The sequence below is a fragment of the Paramagnetospirillum marisnigri genome, assembly GCF_001650715.1.
Lineage (GTDB): Bacteria > Pseudomonadota > Alphaproteobacteria > Rhodospirillales > Magnetospirillaceae > Phaeospirillum > Phaeospirillum marisnigri.
Genome location: NZ_LWQT01000055.1, coordinates 82719 through 100734, shown reverse-complemented (window position 1 = coordinate 100734; position 18016 = coordinate 82719). Strand labels below are relative to the sequence as shown.

Sequence of the window (18016 nt, the reverse complement as noted above, 5' to 3'; positions counted from 1 at the left end):
GCGGCACAGTGGTGCCCCCCATTTTCGGAAGGTATCGCCATGACCATGACCCTACGCCCCGCCGACGCCCGCTTCCATGGCCAGCATGGCTGGCTGGACTCGCGGCACAGCTTCTCCTTCGCGGAATTTCATGATCCAAATCATATGGGATTCCGGGCGCTGCGAGTGATCAACGACGACTGGATCGCCCCGGGAGCGGGCTTTCCCACCCATCCCCACCGCGACATGGAAATCCTGACCTATGTCACCGAGGGCGGGGTGGAACACCAGGACAGCACCGGTGGCCACGGCATCACCGTCCGCGGCGACGTGCAGGCCATGACTGCCGGTACCGGAGTTCGCCACAGCGAGTTCAATGCCTCGGCCACCGAGCCGCTGAGGCTGCTGCAGATCTGGATCCTGCCCGAGGCCCGGAGCCTGACGCCGGGCTACCGTCAAGCCCGTTTCGATGACGCCGACAAGCGCGACCGGCTGCGGCTGATCGCGTCGCGCGATGGCCGCGACGGCTCGGTGGTGCTGCACCAGGACGTCGCCATCTACGCCTCGGTGCTGTCGGCGGGGTCCAGCCTCGGCCACTCCCTGGCGCCGGGACGCGGCGCCTGGATCCAGATGGTGCGCGGCCGCATCCAGGCCAATGGCACCCCCCTGGTCCAGGGTGACGGTGCCGCCCTGGAGCATATGACGGAGATCATGATCCAGGCCGAGGAGGACTCGGAGTTCCTGCTGTTCGACCTGGGCTGATCCCTTACTGCACGGGCGTTTCCAGGAATTCCTTCACCGCGTTGTACAACTGGTGGCGGTTGGCCTCGAACAGGGCGGCATGGGTGGTCTCGCCCACCATGACATAGCGCTTGAGCGGGGTTTGGCTCAGTCGGTTGAACACCGTCATGCCCATGGCGGGCGGCGCCTCGGAATCCCATTCGCCCTGGATCACCAGGCAGGGAACCGACACGGATTCGGGTTTCCAGCGCGGCTTGCCCATGGCCCAATATTTCATGGTGTCGGCCACCACCCCGTTGGGGGCGCGCACCGTGCCCGGCATCGCCGGTTCCTTGTCGCTGTTCAGGGTGGCATTCATCCAGGTGGTGAAGACCGACTTGGGCAGGACGGTGTCGCGCTTGGCCTCGGGCACCGATTTCAGCCAGATGTCGCGGGCCAGGCGGGGATCGACGCTGCGCCAGGCGGGAACCCGGGCGATGTCGGCTTCCGATGGCGGCGCCACATCGCGCAGCCATTGCGGGGCGTAAAGCACCAGACGCTCGACCCGCTGCGGGGTCTGGGTGGCATAGGTTCCGGCCACGGTGGCGCCCCATGACCAGCCCACCAGCACCAGCTTGTCGGTACTGCGCCGCGACAGGATGAAATCCACGGCGGCGGCGACATCCTCCACCGCCTGGGTGGTATCCACCACCGGGGCATTGGCCTCGGGGGTCTGGCTCATGGCGGCGGGGCGGCTCGACTTGCCATAGCCGCGGATATCCAGGGCATAGACGTCGAAGCCGCGCTCGGCCATCCAGTCCATCCAGCTCTTGCCCTCCACCGCCAGGTCGAAGGAGGAATGGGCGGGATAGGAGGCGCCGTGGATGAACAGCACCGTCTTGTTCGCCTTGGCGTTGTTAAGCTCATCGGGATGCTTGTTGCGCAGATACAGCCGGACATCGGGCTTGTGGCCGCTGATGGTGAACTCCTCGGTCATCACCGCGGCGGCGTCGGCCGGTCCCACCAACCCGACCACCATGGCCCCCGCCACCACGGCCAGACTCCACATCCATCCCAACAGTCTGCGGCTCATTCGTGTCTCCTCCCCCACCGTCATTCGTCCATTTTGGCGGCTTCGCCACCGCCGGTAAACACCCCGTCTCACACCGTGCCCGCGCCCGAGGGCAGCCGCACCGTGACGGTGGTGCCCTCGCCCGGAGCGGTGGCCACCTCCATGCGCCCGCCATGCAGGTCGACGAAGCGTTCCACCAGGGCCAGACCCAGCCCGGCCGCCGGTCCGCCGCCCACCGGCACCACCTCGGAGCGGCGGCGATAGGCATCGCCGTCGAACAGCCGGGCCTTGTCCTCCGGCGTCATGCCGGGGCCGGAATCGGCGATGGTGAAGGCGATTTCCGCCCCGCGACGTTCGGCCCGCACCAGCACCCGTCCGCCGGAAGGGGAATCCTTGACCGCGTTGCCGATCAGATTGAACAGCACCTGTTTCAGGCGGCGTTCGTCGGCGACGATCCAGCCGATGTTCAGGGCACAGTCGAAATCCAGCGACAGCTTCTTCTCGCGCACCCGCTCGCGCACCAGCCCCAGCACCGCCGACAGCATGGGATGGACGTCCACGGTATCCAGTTCCAGGCGCATCTGCCCGGCATCGATGGCGGCGAGGTCGAGAATGTCGGAAATCAGCGCCTGCAAGCCCTGGCCGGCCTCGGTGATGCCCCGGGCGTATTCGTGCTGGCGCTTGTTCAGCTTGCCGAAATACTCGGCCGACAGCATTTCGGAAAAACCGATCACCGTGGTCAGCGGCTTTCGCACTTCGGCCGAGACATTGGCGATGAACTCGCTTTTCAGGGTGTCGGCGGCCGCCAGCGCCTCGTTGCGCTCGCGCAGCGCCTTTTCCACCCGGGCGGTGTCGGTGACGTCCAGCCAGGTCAGCAGCAGGGCCCCGTCGGGCAACGGCACCGAGGCGAAATCCACGATGGTGTCGTCGAAGCGTTCCAGGCGGCCTTCGCGCGGGACACGGTCGTTGAACAGGGCAATCAGCCGCTCGCGCACCAGCGGCCAGTCCGAGGCGCGATCGGGGCGGCCCTCGAAGAACGGCCGATGAGCCTCCACCAGTTCCGCCAGATGGGGCTCGCCCGCCAGGCTGGCCTCGCTCAGCGACCAGATCCGGGCGAAGGCGGGATTGTAGAGCCGCAGGCGGCCATCGCCCTTGAACACCGCCACGCCTTCATGCAGGTGGTCCAGGGTCTCGCGTTGCACCGCCAGCATGGTGTTGAACGAGCGTTCCAGCGCCAGGGTATCGGTGACGTCCTCATAGGTGAAGATCAGCCCGCCATAGGGATGGGCCGAGATCATCCGGCGCAGGGTGCGGCCATCGGGCAGGTGCAGCAGGGTCTCGGCGGCGTCGATCAGCGAGATGAAGCGCTTCAGCTCGTCTTCCTTATAGGCGCGGTAATCGGCGGCCTCGGGCAGCAGGCGGCGCTCGCGCAGCGCGTCCAGCACCGCGCCATAGGTGGGCTGGGCCCGCAACCACTCCTCCTCCAGCCGCCACAGCCGCACGAAGGCGGTATTGAAGAAGGTCAGCCTGGTATCGGTGGAGAAGATGGCGATGGCGGTGGCCAGATGCTCCAGCACCTCGGCATGGGCGGTGGCGTGACGGGCCAGTTCGGCCTGAAGCTCCTCGATGGGGGTCAGGTCCATGGCGTATCCGGCGGTCAGGCGCTCGCCGTCGCCGGTCTCGAACGGCGCCTCGGTGATCTCGGTGAAGCGGCGCTGGCCGCCCAGCACCAGGTGGAAGCGCTCGGAGCGGGATTCGCCCGCCGCCCGGGCGCGCGCCGCCAGGGCCCTCGCCTCGCGCACCGAGCCCTCCGAGGCCAGCTCGATCTGCCCGGCCACCGCCGCCTGAGGGCTGGCGGCATCCACCGAGCGGGCATAGGCCCGATTGACATGGACCAGGGAGAGGTCATCGTCGCGGACCCAGACCGGCACCGGCAGCACGCCCAGCAGTCCGTCCAGACGCTGACGCTCGGCCGCCATGCCGTCGATGCGTTCGGCCAGTTCCTCCTCCACCGCGGCGCCCTCGGTCACATCCTGCATCCAGACCAGGTCGGCCAGGGGGGTGCCATCGGCATCGGCGGCCCGCACGCCCGAGGCGCGCACCCGCCGCAATCCGTCGCGCAGGCTGATCTCGATCTCGAAGCCGCGCCCGTCCTGGCGCAATTGGCGCAACACTCCGTCCAGGCGGGCGGCATCGGTGGCGGTGAAGGATTCCAGCACGTCCATGAAAGTGGAGTCGGTGCCGGCGAACAGGCCCAGCAGCACGGCCAGGCGCCGCGAACAGATTTCGCGCTCGCCCAGCCAGGCATAGAAGCCATCGGGGGCGGCCAGCAGGCTTTCCTGTAATCGTTCGGTTTCGGTTTGAGCGCGGGCGGCTTCGCGCTCCCACGCCGCCATGCGCAGCCGCAGCCCCGCCAGGGCCGCCAAGGCGGGCAACAGCACCACCAGGGCGCCCATGGCCGCCGATGTCGGGTCCAGCCAGCCCGACGAAGACGGCGCCGTTCCCTGGGCGTCCTGGGCGAGGGCCGCACCGCTTGTCAGCACAAAAACCGTTATGGCCGCGACAGCCGCGCGCATGGCACCACTCTAGCCTATTGAAGTGGGACGGATTCAGTTTCGAGAGCGTTCGCCGGGTGATCACTCTCGAAGCATCCGGCTCTGGCCGGTCCCAAAGTGCCGCAAGCGGCCGGGCGGCGCAAGCGCCGTGGCCCGCCGCGAACGGGGGCGGAGTCACAACACCCTTGCCTCACGGCGCGTTTTGGTTATTATGCGCCTAGACACATTCTTACGTGCCCGCTCGACGGGATTGTGAGGGTGGGCCATTGGCCCACTTTTTTCTTTTTTAGGGACCGCTACGGTCGCAGGCGACAGGGTATGGATCTTCAAAGCCGTTTGGAGGCCCTGATCGCGCCGTCCCTCGATGCCATGGGCTACGAGTTGGTGCGCGTTCAGCTTCAGGGCAAGCAGCGATTGACGCTGCAGGTCATGGCCGACCGCAAGGACGGCGTGATGATGACGGTGGAGGATTGCGCCGATATCTCGCGCTCGATTTCGGCGCTGCTCGATGTCGAGGACCCCATCTCGGCGGCCTACACCCTGGAGGTCAGCTCGCCCGGCATCGACCGGCCGCTGACCCGGGCCAAGGATTTCGAGATCTGGGCCGGTTTCGAGGCCAAGATGGAGGCCAGCCAGCCCATCGACGGCCGCAAGCGGTTCCGGGGCAAGCTGCTGGGTCTGGACGAGGCGGGCAATGTCCGCCTGGGCGTCGAGACCGGTGAAGTCGCCATTCCCATGGCGGATGTCAGGGGCGCCAAGCTGGTGCTGACCGACGAGTTGATCGCCGCGACCATGCGGGACCAGACAGAAGACTGAGGACGAACGAGTACGATGACCATGGAACGGATCGCCGCACTTCCCCGCCCCGAACTCCTGCAGGTGGCTGACGCCGTCGCCCGGGACAAGGGCATCGACCGCGACGAGGTGCTTGAAGCCATGGAGCAGGCCATCCAGAAGGCCGGTCGCTCCAAATACGGCCACGAACACGATATTCGCGCCCATATCGACCGCAAGACCGGCGAGATTCAGCTGGCCCGCTTCATCGAGGTGGTGGAAGAGGTCGAGAACGAGGCCACCCAGTTCACCCTGAAGCAGGCGCTGAAGAAGAAGTCCGACGCCGCCATCGGCGACTTCCTGGTGGACCCGCTGCCGCCCATCGATTTCGGCCGCATCGCGGCGCAGACCGCCAAGCAGGTCATCGTCCAGAAGGTGCGCGACGCCGAGCGCCAGCGCCAGTTCAACGAATACAAGGACCGCATCGGCGAGATCAGCAACGGTCTGGTCAAGCGCGTCGAGTTCGGCAATGTCATCATCGACCTGGGCCGCGCCGAGGGCCTGCTGCGCCGCGACGAGTTGATCCCGCGCGAGACCTTCCGCACCGGCGACCGCGTGCGCGCCTATATCTACGACGTTCGCGCCGAGCCGCGCGGCCCGCAGATCTTCCTGTCGCGCACCCATCCGGTGTTCATGGCCAAGTTGTTCGCCCAGGAAGTGCCGGAAATCTATGACGGCATCATCGAGATCAAGGCGGTGGCCCGCGATCCCGGCTCGCGCGCCAAGATCGCCGTGCTGTCCCACGATTCCTCCATCGACCCGGTCGGCGCTTGCGTCGGCATGCGCGGTTCGCGCGTCCAGGCGGTGGTGGCCGAGTTGCAGGGCGAGAAGATCGACATCATCCAGTGGTCGCCCGACATCGCCACCTTCGTGGTGAACGCCCTGGCTCCGGCCGAGGTCACCAAGGTGGTGATGGACGAGGAAGCCGGCCGCATCGAGGTGGTGGTTCCCGACGACCAGCTGTCGCTCGCCATCGGGCGGCGCGGCCAGAATGTCCGCCTGGCCAGCCAGCTGACCCAGTGGAACATCGACATCCTGACCGAGGCCGAGGAATCCGAGCGCCGCACCGAGGAATTCCGCTCGCGCTCCAACATGTTCATCAACGCCCTGGACGTGGACGACGTCATCGCCCATCTGCTGGTGACCGAGGGCTTCTCCTCGGTGGAGGAAGTGGCCTATGTGCCGCTGGAGGACATCGCCGAGATCGAGGGCTTCGACGAGGGCGTGGCGGAAGAGCTGCAGGGCCGTGCCCGCAACTTCCTGGCCGAGCAGGACGAACGCTATGACCAGATGCGCAAGGATCTGGGCGTCGCCGACGAACTGACCGGCATCGAGGGCCTGGCTCCGATCATGCTGGTCAAGCTGGGCGAGAAGGGGGTCAAGACCCTGGACGACCTGGGCGATCTGGCCTCGGACGAACTGATCGACATCGTCGGCCGCGATGCCATGACCGAGGACGAGGCCAATGCCGTGATCATGGCGGCGCGCGCCCATTGGTTCGAGGGCGAGGGCTGAGACGACGGGCCGGGACCGGCGGCATGACCGACAGCCCGGACCACGAGGACGAGGACGAGATGACCGGACCGGAGCGGCGATGCATCGCCACCGGCGCCATCCGGCCCAAGGGCGAGCTGTTGCGCTTCGTCGTCGGGCCGGACGGATCGCTGGTTCCGGATTTGGGGCACGGTCTTCCCGGGCGGGGAATCTGGTTGAGCCCCCGCCGGGATGTGGTAAATACGGCCCTGGCGAAACGGCTTTTCGCCAAGGCGGCGCGCCGTCAGGTCAGCGTGCCGGATGATCTGGCCGACCGGATCGAGGCCTTGCTGGCCCGCCGGTGTCTGGATGCCATAGGCCTGGCGCGTCGCGCCGGCCAGGCGGTCACGGGGTTCGAGAAGGTTTGCGCCGAGGTGCGCGCCGGACGAGCCGCCGTGGTGCTGGCGGCGCGGGACGCGTCCCGCGATGGCCGCGAAAAGGTTCGAGCGCTGGGGGGCGGCTTGGCCGTGATTGAGCTTTTTGACGGTGCCGAGCTTGGCCCCGTCTTCGGCCGCGACATGGCCGTGCATGGGTGTATTTCCCCGGGCAAGCTGGCCCTCAGGCTTCTGGCCGAGGCAGCGATGCTAGCGGGATTTCGCGACGACGGGACCGGCGATGTCGCCGGAACCGGCTGAGAGATGACTATCGGGCGGCATTCCGGCCGCCAGTTTTGGCTGCGTGAGAGACGAAGTCCTACATGAGCGATGATTCCAAGGATCAAGAGCGTAAGGCCCCGCTGAAGCTTTCCCAGCCGGGCAAGCTGGAGCTGAAGAAGACGGTGGAGACCGGACAGGTCCGCCAGAGCTTCTCCCATGGCCGTTCCAAGGTGGTGACGGTGGAGGTGCGCAAGAAGCGGACCTTCTCCAGCGCCGGTGGCGCCATGCACGAGATCAAGGACGGTGTCCACTCCGCCGCCGAAGCCGATCTGGCCGCCGCCGTGGCCAAGGTCGAGGCCGCCGCCCGCGCGGTCAACGCCCATGATCTGACCAATCATGAAAAGAACGCCCGTGCCCGGGCGCTGCAGGAAGCCCGCGCCGCCGAGGAAGACGCGCGCCGCCGCGCCGAGGAGGAGGCCGTCCGCGCCGCCATCGAGGCCGAGGCCGCCCGTCGCGCCGAGGAAGAGGACCGTCGCCTCGCCGAGGAAGAAGCCGCGCGCCGCGCCGCCGAGGAGCCCGAAATCGCTCCCGAGCCCGCTCCGGTGGTCGCCGCTCCCGCTCCGGCCGCTTCGCAGCCGGTGGCCGCTCCCGCCGCCGCTCCGGTGGCCAAGCCCGCCGGTCCGGCCGCACCCGCCGCCGCCGCTCCCGCCGCTGGTGACGCCGTCGCCCCCGTCCGCTCGCGCGCCGAGGAAGAGGAAGAGGAAGAGGAACGCGCCCGTAAGCGCGCCGCCGCCCACAAGCCCGCCCCGGTCAAGCGCACCGAGCCGCGCCGCCGCACCGGCAAGCTGACCATCACCGACGCCCTGACCGACGACGACCGCTCCGAGCGCGGCCGGTCCCTGGCCGCCGTCAAGCGCGCCCGCGAACGCGACCGCCTGAAGCACATGCAGAAGGGGTCGGAAAAGGTCATCCGCGACGTGGTGGTTCCCGAATCCATCACGGTGCAGGAACTGGCCAACCGCATGGCCGTGCGCGGCGCCGACGTCATCAAGTGCCTGATGCGTCTGGGCGTGATGGCCAGCATCAACCAGAACATCGATGCCGATACCGCCGAACTGGTGGTGACCGAATTCGGTCACAACATGAAGCGCGTGTCCGAGGCCGACGTGCTGGTGGGCCTGGAAGGCGACGTGGATACCGACGAGAATCTGATCTCGCGCCCGCCCGTGGTCACCATCATGGGCCACGTCGATCACGGCAAGACCTCGTTGCTGGACGCCCTGCGGGAAACCGACGTGGTGTCGGGCGAAGCCGGTGGCATCACCCAGCATATCGGCGCCTATCAGGTGACCATGAGCACGGGTGGCAAGATCACCTTCATCGACACCCCCGGCCACGAAGCCTTCACCGCCATGCGCGCCCGCGGCGCCAAGGTGACCGATATCGTGGTTCTGGTGGTGGCCGCCGATGACGGCATCATGCCGCAGACGGTGGAAGCCATCCGCCATGCCCGCGCGGCGCAGGTGCCGATCATCGTCGCCATCAACAAGATCGACAAGCCCGAGGCCAACAGCAACAAGGTCCGCCAGGAACTGTTGCAGCACGAGTTGGTGACCGAGGATCTGGGCGGCGACGTCCTGGCCATCGAAGTGTCGGCCAAGAAGCGCCTAAACCTGGAAAAGCTGGAAGAAGCCATCCTGCTGCAGGCGGAAATCCTCGACCTCAAGGCCAATCCCGAGCGGGTCGGCCAGGGCGTGGTGATCGAGGCCAAGATGGAAAAGGGCCGTGGCTCCGTCGCCACCGTCCTGGTCCAGAAGGGCACGCTGAAGGTGGGCGACGTCTTCGTGGCCGGCGCCGAATGGGGCCGGGTGCGCGCCCTGGTGGACGATCACGGCGCTTCCATCAAGGAAGCCGGTCCGTCCACTCCGGTGGAAGTTCTGGGCCTGCAAGGCACGCCGTCGGCCGGTGACGATTTCATCGCCGTCGAGGACGAGGCCCGCGCCCGCGAAATCGCCGGTTACCGTCAGCGCATGGACCGCGAGGCCAAGGCGAAGCTGGAGCAGCGCGGTACCCTGGAAGAGATGTTTACCGCCATCAAGGCCGGCGAGGCCAAGGAACTGCCCATCGTCGTCAAGGGCGACGTGCAGGGCTCCATCGAAGCCATCGTCGGCACCGTGGAAAAGATCGGCAACGACAATGTCAAGGTCCGCACCCTGCATTCGGCGGTGGGCGGCATCAACGAATCCGATGTCACCCTGGCCCGCGCCACCGGTGGCCTGATCATCGGCTTCAATGTCCGCGCCAATCCCCAGGCCCGCGACATGGCCCGGCGCGACGGCGTCGATATCCGCTACTACTCCATCATCTACGACGTCACCGACGACCTGAAGAAGATGCTGTCGGGCATGCTGGCGCCGACGCTGCGCGAGCATTTCCTGGGCTATGCCAGCATCCGCGAGGTGTTCAACATCACCAAGGTCGGCAAGGTGGCGGGCTGCATGATCACCGAGGGCACCGTCAAGCGCGGTTCCAAGGTCCGCCTGCTCCGCGACGACGTGGTGATCCATACCGGCGATCTCGCCCAGCTCAAGCGCTTCAAGGACGACGTCAAGGAAGTCCGCGAAGGCTACGAATGCGGCATGTCCTTCACCAATTACGAGGACATCCGCCCGGGCGACGTGATCGAGTGCTTCGAGATCGAGGAGGTGGCGGGCGTCCTGTAAGGGACGCACCGCTTCCCCTTTTCCTCAACGGCTCGGAGGGACTCATGTCCAGAGGCGACAAGGCCCCAACCCAGCGGCAATTGCGCGTCGGCGAGGAATTGCGCCACGCCATCGCCAATGTGATCGAGCGGGGCGAATTCCGCGATCCCGACCTGCAGGGCCGCGCCATCACCGTCACCGAGGTGCGGGTCAGCCCCGATCTAAGGAACGCCACCGTCTTCGTGGTGCCCTTGGGCGGCGGCGATCCCGCGCCGGTCCTGACCGGGCTGAAGCGGGCCAAGGCCTTCCTGCGCCACGAGATCAGCCGCGCCGTGCAACTGCGCGCCGTTCCCGATCTGTGGTTCCAGCCCGATACCAGCTTCGACGAGGCGTCCCGCATCGACGATATCCTGCGCTCGCCGGTGGTGCGGCGCGATATCGGCCTGGACGAGGGCGACGATTTCCAGACCGATGGCGAGGACGGGGAATAGGCGGCCCATTCTCGTATTCGAGGTGAAATGTGAGTGAAGCAGATCTCCCCCCCGGAATTGGTCCGCATGAAGGGCGGGAATGCGAGATGATGCTCGCCGGTCTCAAGCCACTTGCCATGTTCTGCGACGTTGTCGGTGAATGCCACCACTTCCCCGAAGATGAATTCATCCCCCATGTAGCTTCGGGCACCCTAGTCATGCGAGAGGAAATCTACGCCGCCGTTCCGGGGGAGCGCCCGGTGCGTTGCATCTATTACGCCCGTCCAGGAGAGGAGTGGCGGATCGAGGCCGCGCATGCAATCAAATCGGCCGTTTATTCCCTGTCTCGGCCATGGGCCGAATCCGACGACATCGAATTGGGGCGTCTGCTCGGTTATAGCGAATGGGAAATCCAGGCATTCCTTGATCGCGTGCGCAGCTTCCGGACTTCAGCCTAAATCAATCGGGCGCAGCCCTCAGAGAAAGCACCGCCCCATGGCCCGTAAGCGCAAGGGACTTCCCATTTCCGGCTGGCTGGCCATCGACAAGCCCCTGGGCCTGGGGTCAACCCAGGTGGTGGGCAAGGTCAAATGGCTGCTGAAGGCCGCCAAGGTCGGCCATGGCGGCACCTTGGACCCGCTGGCCACCGGCGTGCTGCCCATCGCGCTGGGCGAGGCCACCAAGACGGTGCAATACGTCATGGACGGCACCAAGACCTATGAGTTCCAGCTGCGCTGGGGCGAGGAGACCGCCACCCTGGACCGCGAGGGCGAGATCACCGCCATCTCGGATATCCGTCCCGACCGCGCCGCCATCGAGGCCGCCCTGGCCGGTTTTGTCGGCGAGATCGACCAGATTCCGCCCGCCTTTTCCGCCATCAAGGTGGATGGCGAGCGCGCCTATGACCTGGCGCGGGCCGGGGAAGAGGTGGAATTGGCCTCGCGCCGGGTCCGTATCGACGCCCTGACCCTGCTGGCCATGCCCGACACCGACCTCGCCGATTTCCGGGTGGTCTGCGGCAAGGGCACCTATGTCCGCTCCCTGGCCCGCGACATCGCCCGGGTGCTGGGCACGGTGGGCCATGTCACGGTGTTGCGCCGCACCAGTTGCGGCCCCTTCACCCTGGAAAACGCGATTTCCCTTGAAACTCTGGCCGAGCTGGGGCAAGGTCCCGCCCCTCGGACCTATCTGCTTCCCGTCGAGACCGCGCTGGACGACATCCCGGCCCTGGCCCTGACAGAAAGCGAGGCCCGCCGCCTCCAGAGCGGTTGTCCCGTGTCACTGATGCGCGTGGCTTCCCTGCAACCCGAGGTCAAATTCGCCGAAGGCACAATGTGCCGGGCGATGCTGACCGGACGGTTGGTGGCGGTGGCGCGTATCGAAGGCGGCGAAATCCGTCCGGTGCGCGTGATGAATCTTACTCATGACGAAGGAGTTGACGATGTCGATCACGCCTGAACGCACCCAGGAGCTGGTGAAGGAATACGCGACCAAGGACGGCGACACCGGTTCCGCCGAGGTCCAGGTCGCCATTCTGTCGGAGCGCATTCGCAACCTGACCGAGCACCTGAAGGAGCACAAGAAGGATTTCCATTCCCGTCGCGGTCTGTTGATCATGGTCGGCCAGCGTCGCCGCATGCTCGACTATCTGAAGGCCAAGGATGCCAAGCGCTACGAGGGGCTTATCTCCCGCCTCGGCCTCCGCAAGTAAGCGGAAACGGGACTTGATAATCGGCCGGACGTCGGCCGGGACGGTGCCCGCGTGGGGATGGCTCCACGCGGGTTTCCGCATTTGATATTTTCGACGTCGGGACCGATCGCAATCCGGCGACGGTTCTAAGCAATAAGGAAGCGACTGTAATGTCCATGTTCAATGTTCACCGCAAGGAGATCACCTGGGGCGGCCGCAAGCTGGTGCTTGAGACCGGCAAGATCGCCCGCCAGGCTGACGGCGCCGTGCTGGCCACCTATGGCGACACCAGCGTGCTGTGCACCGTGGTCGGTGTGAAGAGCCAGCGCCCCGGGATCGATTTCTTCCCGCTCACCGTGAACTACCAGGAAAAGGCCTTCGCCGCCGGCAAGATCCCCGGCGGCTTTTTCAAGCGCGAAGGCCGCCCGTCCGAGAAGGAGACCCTGGTCTCCCGCCTGATCGACCGCCCCATCCGTCCGCTGTTCGCCGATGGCTTCCGCAATGAAGTCCAGGTGGTCTGCACCGTGCTGAGCCACGATCTGGAAAACGATCCCGACATCGTCGCCCTGGTCGGCACCTCCGCCGCCCTGACCCTGTCCGGCCTGCCCTTCATGGGCCCGGTGGGCGCCGCCCGCGTCGGCTATGCCAATGGCGAATACGTGCTGAACCCGCTGGTCGCCGACATCAAGGACAGCGCCCTCGACCTGGTGGTCGCGGGCACCGTCGAAGGCGTGCTGATGGTCGAATCCGAAGCCAAGCAGCTGTCGGAAGAGGTCATGCTGGGCGCGGTGACCTTTGGCCACAAGTCGTTCCAGCCGGTGATCCAGGCGATCATCGAACTGGCCGAAGCTTGCGCCAAGGACCCGTGGGACCTGCCCGAGCCCCCCGCCGAAGTGGCGGTGGTCAAGGCCAAGTTCGAAGCGGCCGGCATTCCCGCCGCCCTGTCCGAAGCCTACAAGATCGTCAAGAAGCAGGACCGTTACGCCGCCGTCGGCGAGGTCAAGAAGAAGGCCCTGGCCGACCTGACCGAGGCCGCCGAGCTGGCCGTCGCTCCCGGCATCCTCAAGGGCCTGGAATCCGACGTGGTGCGCGGCAACATCCTGAAGACCGGCCTGCGCATCGACGGCCGCGACACCAAGACGGTGCGCGCCATCGAGGTGGAAGTGGGGGTTCTGCCCCGCGCCCACGGCTCCGCCCTGTTCACCCGTGGCGAGACCCAGGCCCTGGTGGTCGCCACCCTGGGCACCGGCCAGGACGAGCAGATCATCGACCAGCTGGCGGGCGAGTACCGCGAGCACTTCATGCTGCACTACAACTTCCCTCCCTACTCGGTGGGCGAAGCTGGCCGCATGGGTTCGCCCGGCCGTCGCGAGATCGGTCACGGCAAGCTGGCCTGGCGCGCCATCCGTCCCTGCCTGCCGGCCAAGGAAGCCTTCCCCTACACGTTGCGCGTGGTCTCGGAAATCACCGAGTCCAACGGCTCCTCCTCCATGGCCACCGTCTGCGGTTCGTCCCTGGCGCTGATGGATTCCGGCGTGCCCATGCCCAAGCCGGTGGCGGGTATCGCCATGGGCCTGATCAAGGAAGGCAACGACTTCGCCGTGCTGTCCGACATCCTGGGTGACGAGGATCACCTGGGCGACATGGACTTCAAGGTGGCGGGCACCGTCGACGGCGTCACCGCGCTGCAGATGGACATCAAGATCACCTCGATCACCGAGGAGATCATGAAGATCGCCCTGAACCAGGCCAAGGACGGCCGTATCCACATCCTGGGCGAGATGAACAAGGGTCTCGACCATGCCCGTGATTCGGTGTCGGGCAACGCGCCCCGCATCACCACCATGAGCATTCCCAAGGAAAAGATCCGCGAAGTCATCGGCACCGGCGGCAAGGTCATCCGCGAAATCTGCGAACAGACCGGCGCCAAGATCGATATCGACGACGACGGCACCATCAAGGTGGCCTCGGTGGATGCCGATGCCGCCCAGCGCGCCATCGACTGGATCCGCGGCATCGTCGCCGAGCCCGAGCTGGGCGTGATCTACAACGGCAAGGTCGTGAAGGTGGTCGATTTCGGCGCCTTCGTGAACTTCCTGGGATCGCGCGACGGCTTGGTCCACATCTCCGAGCTTTCGCGCGATCGGGTCGCCAAGGTGGCCGACGTGCTGAAGCAGGGCGATGTGGTCAAGGTCAAGGTGCTGGGCTTCGACGATCGCGGCAAGGTGAAGCTGTCCATGAAGCAGGTGGATCAGGCCACCGGCGAGGACATCTCCGCCCAGATCGAGGCGGAAAAGGCCGAGCGCAAGCGCGACCGCGACTAGGATCACGGCCTGACGGCCTGATCCAAGGAAAGAAGGCGTCCCGCTTCGGCGGGGCGCCTTTTTCGTTGCCGGAGCGCGGGCGTCCTCGCCCGCCCTACCCCCTCGCGGGCACGCCCGAGGTGGTGGAATGCTCGAAATGCAACGCCTCGCCGGGATGGACCACGCCATGGGCGGAATGGGCGGCGCGGGCCGCCTCGGCGAAGCCCGACAGGATCAGCTTCAGCTTGCCGGGATAGGTGCAGATATCGCCCACCGCATAGACCCCCGGCGCGCTGGTGGCGCAACTGGCGGGATCCACGGCGATGACATGGCGGTCCATGGTCAGGCCCCAATCGGCGATGGGGCCGAGATTGGTGGACAGGCCGTAGAACGGCAGCAGGCAATCGGCCTCCAGCCGCTTTGTGGCCCCCTCCAGATCGGCCACCACCACCGCCGACAGGGTGGCGCCTTCGCCTTCCAGCCCGTGCAGTTGATAGGGCACCACCAGGTCGATGGTCCCGGACTCGGCCAGCTGCTTCAGCCTTGCCTCGCTTTCCGGGGCGGCGCGGAACTTGGGGCGGCGATGCACCACCATGACCTTGGCCGCCACTTCGGACAGCGAAATGGCCCAGTCCACCGCCGAATCGCCGCCGCCCGCGATCACCACCCGCTTGTCGCGGAAATCCTCGCGTCGGCGCACCAGATAGAACACGGAGCTGCCTTCGAAGCGGTCCAGCCCCTCCAGCGGCGGCCGGTTGGGGCCGAAGGCGCCGCCGCCCGCCGCGATGATCACCACCGGAGCCAGGATGGACTCACCGTTGGACAGGCCGCAGCGCCAGCGCCCATCCGCCTCGCGCGCCAGGCTGTCGACCTGGACGCCGAAATGATAGACCGGCGCGAAGGGCGCCGCCTGCTCGGCCAGACCATCCACCAGATCGGCGGCCAACACCTTGGGGTGACCGGGAATGTCGTAGATGGGCTTTTCCGGATACAGCGCCGACAACTGGCCGCCCACCGCTTCCAGGGCATCCACCACATGGCAGCGCAGCTTGACCATGCCGCACTGGAAGACGCTGAACAGCCCGGCCGGGCCCGCGCCGATCACCACGGCATCGGTTTGATGGATCGTCATCGCTTGTCCCCTACCACTCGAACTTGACCATGGCGGCCACCGGGCGCTCGCCGTGATGGCGGATCACCTCGGACAGCCGGTCGGGATCGGGGGCCTCGCCCCATTTGATGCCCAGCTCATCGGCATGGATGCCGCCGGTGACCAGCACCGCGTCGACCCCGGCCATGCGTCCGCCCCGGATATCGGTATGCAGCGCGTCGCCCACGGCGCAGACCCGGCGGCGGTCCACGATCCCCAGCAGGGCCAGCGCCATGTCGTAAATGGCGGGATCGGGCTTGCCCCGCTCCACCACCAGCCCGCCCATGTCGGAATAGCAGGCGGCGATGGCCCCGGCGCAGGTGATGCGGCGGCCCTGGCGGATCACCACATGGTCGGGATTGGCCGAGACCATGGGCAGCCGCCGCGCCAGGGCGCTGGACAGAAGCTCCTGGTAATCTGCCACGGTCTCGTCCAGTTCCACCGGCCCGGTATTGAGGACGAAATCGGCCTGATCCAGGGTGGTTTCCTGGTAGTCCAGCCCCTCGAAGACATTGCGGTCACGCTCGGGGCCCAGGTGATACAGGCGATTGCCAAGACCGGCGAAAACCGGATCGCTTCGCCGCTGCAATTCCAGGTGGACGGCTTCGCCCGAGGACAGCACCTGGTCATACAGGGCGCGATCGATGCCGAGGCGGGTCAGTTGCTCCACCAGCGCCCCGGCGCGGCGCGGTGCGTTGGACAGCATGATGGTGCGCTTGCCCGCCCGCTTCAGCCCGGCCAGGGCCTCGGCCACGCCGGGATAGGCCTCGACCCCGTCATGGATCACCCCCCACAGGTCGAGGATGAAACCGTCATAGGCCTCTTCCAGGCGCGACAGGCCCGAGATCAGCGGGATCACGGCTTGGTCTCCCGGTGGTCGACGCCCACCGCCTCGGCGATGGTGGAAAATCCGTCCCGGCTCAACAGGTCCAGCAGGTCATGCTTGATGCGGGTGACCAGGCCGGGGCCGTGATAGACCATGGCGGAATACAGTTGCACCAGCGAGGCGCCCGCCCGGATCTTGGCATAGGCCTCGGAGCCCGAGGCGATGCCGCCGACACCGATGATGGGCAGCTTGCCCTGGGTCAGTTCGTACATGCGCCGCAGCACGGCGGTGGAAGCCTCGAACAGCGGCGCGCCTGACAGACCTCCGGTCTCCTTGGCATTGGCCGAGCGCAGGGTCTCGGGTCGTGCCACCGTGGTGTTGGAGACGATCAACCCGTCCAGGCTGCCGCTCAGCGCCACCGCCGCGATATCGGCCAGATCCTCCCAGGCCAGATCAGGGGCGATCTTCAGCAGCAGCGGCGGCGCGCCGCTGGGCATGGCCTTGAGCAAGGCGGCGCGGGTGCGGCCTACCAGGGACTCCAACTGATCACGCCCCTGCAGGGCGCGCAGGCCGGGCGTATTGGGAGACGAGACATTGATGACCAGATAGTCGGAGACCGACGCCAGCCGGGCGGCGCCGATCTCGTAATCGGCGGCGGCGTCCTCGGTGTCCTTGTTCTTGCCCAGATTGGCGCCGACCACGCCGACCCGTCGGCGGGCGCTCAGCCGGGCACGGACCGCCTCGACACCTTCATTGTTGAAGCCCATGCGGTTGATCACCGCCTCGTCCTCGGGCAGGCGGAACATGCGCGGCTTGGGATTGCCCGGCTGCGGCCGGGGCGTCACCGAGCCGATTTCCACGAAGCCGAAGCCCTGGGCCAGCATGGCATCGGGCACCTGGGCGTTCTTGTCGAACCCGGCGGCCAGGCCGATGGGATTGGCGAAGTCGCGTCCCCACAGCCGGACTCGCAGCGCCGGAGGATTGAAGCGGGGCTGGCTGGGTACCACCCCGGCTTCCAGCAGCCGGACGGTCAGCCCGTGGGCGGTCTCGGCGTCGAGCATGCGGACCAGCGGCCCGACCAGACGATAGTAATCCACGATTCAGGCCTCGATCTGGGGGAACACGTGCCGCCCGCTGGCGGGGTCAAGGGGAAGCTCGGCGACCCATTTCACCGCCGCCAGGGGAAGCGCGCCGTAAAGATGGGGGAACAAGGCGCCACCGCGCGATGCCTCCCACCGCAGCGCTGTGCCAAGCCGGGCAGGGTCCACCGCCAGCATCACCAGCCCATCCTGTCCGGCCCGGTGCCTGGCGACGCTTTCCACCACCTGGGCAGGGCCGGAAAAATGGATGAAGCCGTCCGCTGCGTCCTGGGTCGAGCCGGGATAGCTGCCGGAAGCCTGGGCCGCCTGCCATTCGGCGTGGCGGCAGACATGGTAGATGGTGGTGATTTCGGTCATGGCGGGCGGGACCATACTAGATGACGAAGCCAAAGGCGAGTCGCCGCCTTTTGGATTGCGGGTTTAATTGAGAATGATATAAACTCGCACGCATGGGGTTTATGCGTGAAAATGCGCTGCTTTTCCCTG

The 18016-nt window shown here is 66.7% G+C and carries 16 protein-coding genes; 10 read left to right on the top strand and 6 right to left on the bottom strand.

Annotated elements, in window-relative coordinates:
* The first annotated feature begins 39 nt into the window (after window positions 1–39).
* Window positions 40–741, top strand: coding sequence for a pirin family protein (locus A6A04_RS10325; RefSeq protein ID WP_068492531.1), 702 nt, complete (start codon window positions 40–42; stop codon window positions 739–741).
* Window positions 742–745: 4 nt separating this feature from the next.
* Here A6A04_RS10325 and A6A04_RS10320 read toward each other — a convergent pair whose 3' ends face one another.
* Window positions 746–1792 (bottom strand): alpha/beta hydrolase, encoded by a 1047-nt coding sequence (locus A6A04_RS10320; RefSeq protein ID WP_068492529.1) that lies wholly within the window; start codon window positions 1790–1792, stop codon window positions 746–748.
* A 68-nt stretch (window positions 1793–1860) separates the two neighbouring features.
* Complete coding sequence (locus tag A6A04_RS10315) at window positions 1861–4347, bottom strand: PAS domain-containing sensor histidine kinase (protein ID WP_082914839.1); 2487 nt, start codon at window positions 4345–4347, stop codon at window positions 1861–1863.
* 297 nt (window positions 4348–4644) lie between these two features.
* Between A6A04_RS10315 and rimP the strand changes: the two genes are divergently transcribed.
* The 9 genes from rimP (at window position 4645) to pnp (ending at window position 14475) form a co-directional block, all read left to right on the top strand.
* On the top strand, window positions 4645–5142 hold the full coding sequence (gene rimP, locus A6A04_RS10310; protein WP_068492528.1) for a ribosome maturation factor RimP: 498 nt from the start codon (window positions 4645–4647) through the stop codon (window positions 5140–5142).
* A gap of 21 nt (window positions 5143–5163) precedes the next feature.
* Complete coding sequence (nusA, locus tag A6A04_RS10305) at window positions 5164–6675, top strand: transcription termination factor NusA (RefSeq protein ID WP_068492871.1); 1512 nt, start codon at window positions 5164–5166, stop codon at window positions 6673–6675.
* Window positions 6676–6698: 23 nt separating this feature from the next.
* Window positions 6699–7328, top strand: coding sequence for an RNA-binding protein (locus A6A04_RS10300; RefSeq protein WP_068492526.1), 630 nt, complete (start codon window positions 6699–6701; stop codon window positions 7326–7328).
* Window positions 7329–7390: 62 nt separating this feature from the next.
* Window positions 7391–10012, top strand: coding sequence for a translation initiation factor IF-2 (gene infB, locus A6A04_RS10295; protein ID WP_068492524.1), 2622 nt, complete (start codon window positions 7391–7393; stop codon window positions 10010–10012).
* 44 nt (window positions 10013–10056) lie between these two features.
* Window positions 10057–10482, top strand: coding sequence for a 30S ribosome-binding factor RbfA (gene rbfA, locus A6A04_RS10290; protein WP_068492522.1), 426 nt, complete (start codon window positions 10057–10059; stop codon window positions 10480–10482).
* Window positions 10483–10568: 86 nt separating this feature from the next.
* A complete protein-coding gene (locus A6A04_RS10285) occupies window positions 10569–10919 on the top strand; it encodes a hypothetical protein (RefSeq protein WP_068492520.1) in 351 nt (116 codons plus the stop codon).
* Between the two features lie 37 nt (window positions 10920–10956).
* Complete coding sequence (truB, locus tag A6A04_RS10280) at window positions 10957–11919, top strand: tRNA pseudouridine(55) synthase TruB (protein ID WP_068492518.1); 963 nt, start codon at window positions 10957–10959, stop codon at window positions 11917–11919.
* On the top strand, window positions 11903–12172 hold the full coding sequence (rpsO, locus tag A6A04_RS10275; protein ID WP_068492516.1) for a 30S ribosomal protein S15: 270 nt from the start codon (window positions 11903–11905) through the stop codon (window positions 12170–12172). The genes truB and rpsO overlap by 17 nt, the downstream gene beginning before the upstream one ends.
* Before the next feature lie 149 nt (window positions 12173–12321).
* Window positions 12322–14475, top strand: a complete 2154-nt coding sequence (pnp, locus tag A6A04_RS10270; RefSeq protein ID WP_068492514.1) for a polyribonucleotide nucleotidyltransferase — start codon at window positions 12322–12324, stop codon at window positions 14473–14475.
* Between the two features lie 94 nt (window positions 14476–14569).
* Here the strand turns inward: pnp and A6A04_RS10265 are convergent, their stop codons facing one another.
* The 4 genes from A6A04_RS10265 to A6A04_RS10250 are packed head-to-tail and all read right to left on the bottom strand — an operon-like array spanning window position 14570 to window position 17887.
* Window positions 14570–15586 carry an NAD(P)/FAD-dependent oxidoreductase gene (locus A6A04_RS10265; protein ID WP_068492512.1) on the bottom strand — a complete coding sequence of 339 codons (1017 nt, stop codon included), beginning with the start codon at window positions 15584–15586 and terminating at the stop codon, window positions 14570–14572.
* A gap of 10 nt (window positions 15587–15596) precedes the next feature.
* A complete protein-coding gene (locus tag A6A04_RS10260; RefSeq protein WP_068492510.1) occupies window positions 15597–16463 on the bottom strand; it encodes a TIGR01459 family HAD-type hydrolase in 867 nt (288 codons plus the stop codon).
* Window positions 16460–17530 (bottom strand): quinone-dependent dihydroorotate dehydrogenase, encoded by a 1071-nt coding sequence (locus A6A04_RS10255; protein WP_068492508.1) that lies wholly within the window; start codon window positions 17528–17530, stop codon window positions 16460–16462. The genes A6A04_RS10260 and A6A04_RS10255 overlap by 4 nt, the downstream gene beginning before the upstream one ends.
* Window positions 17531–17887 carry a DUF952 domain-containing protein gene (locus A6A04_RS10250; RefSeq protein ID WP_068492869.1) on the bottom strand — a complete coding sequence of 119 codons (357 nt, stop codon included), beginning with the start codon at window positions 17885–17887 and terminating at the stop codon, window positions 17531–17533. It lies immediately after the preceding gene.
* Window positions 17888–18016: the final 129 nt, after the last annotated feature.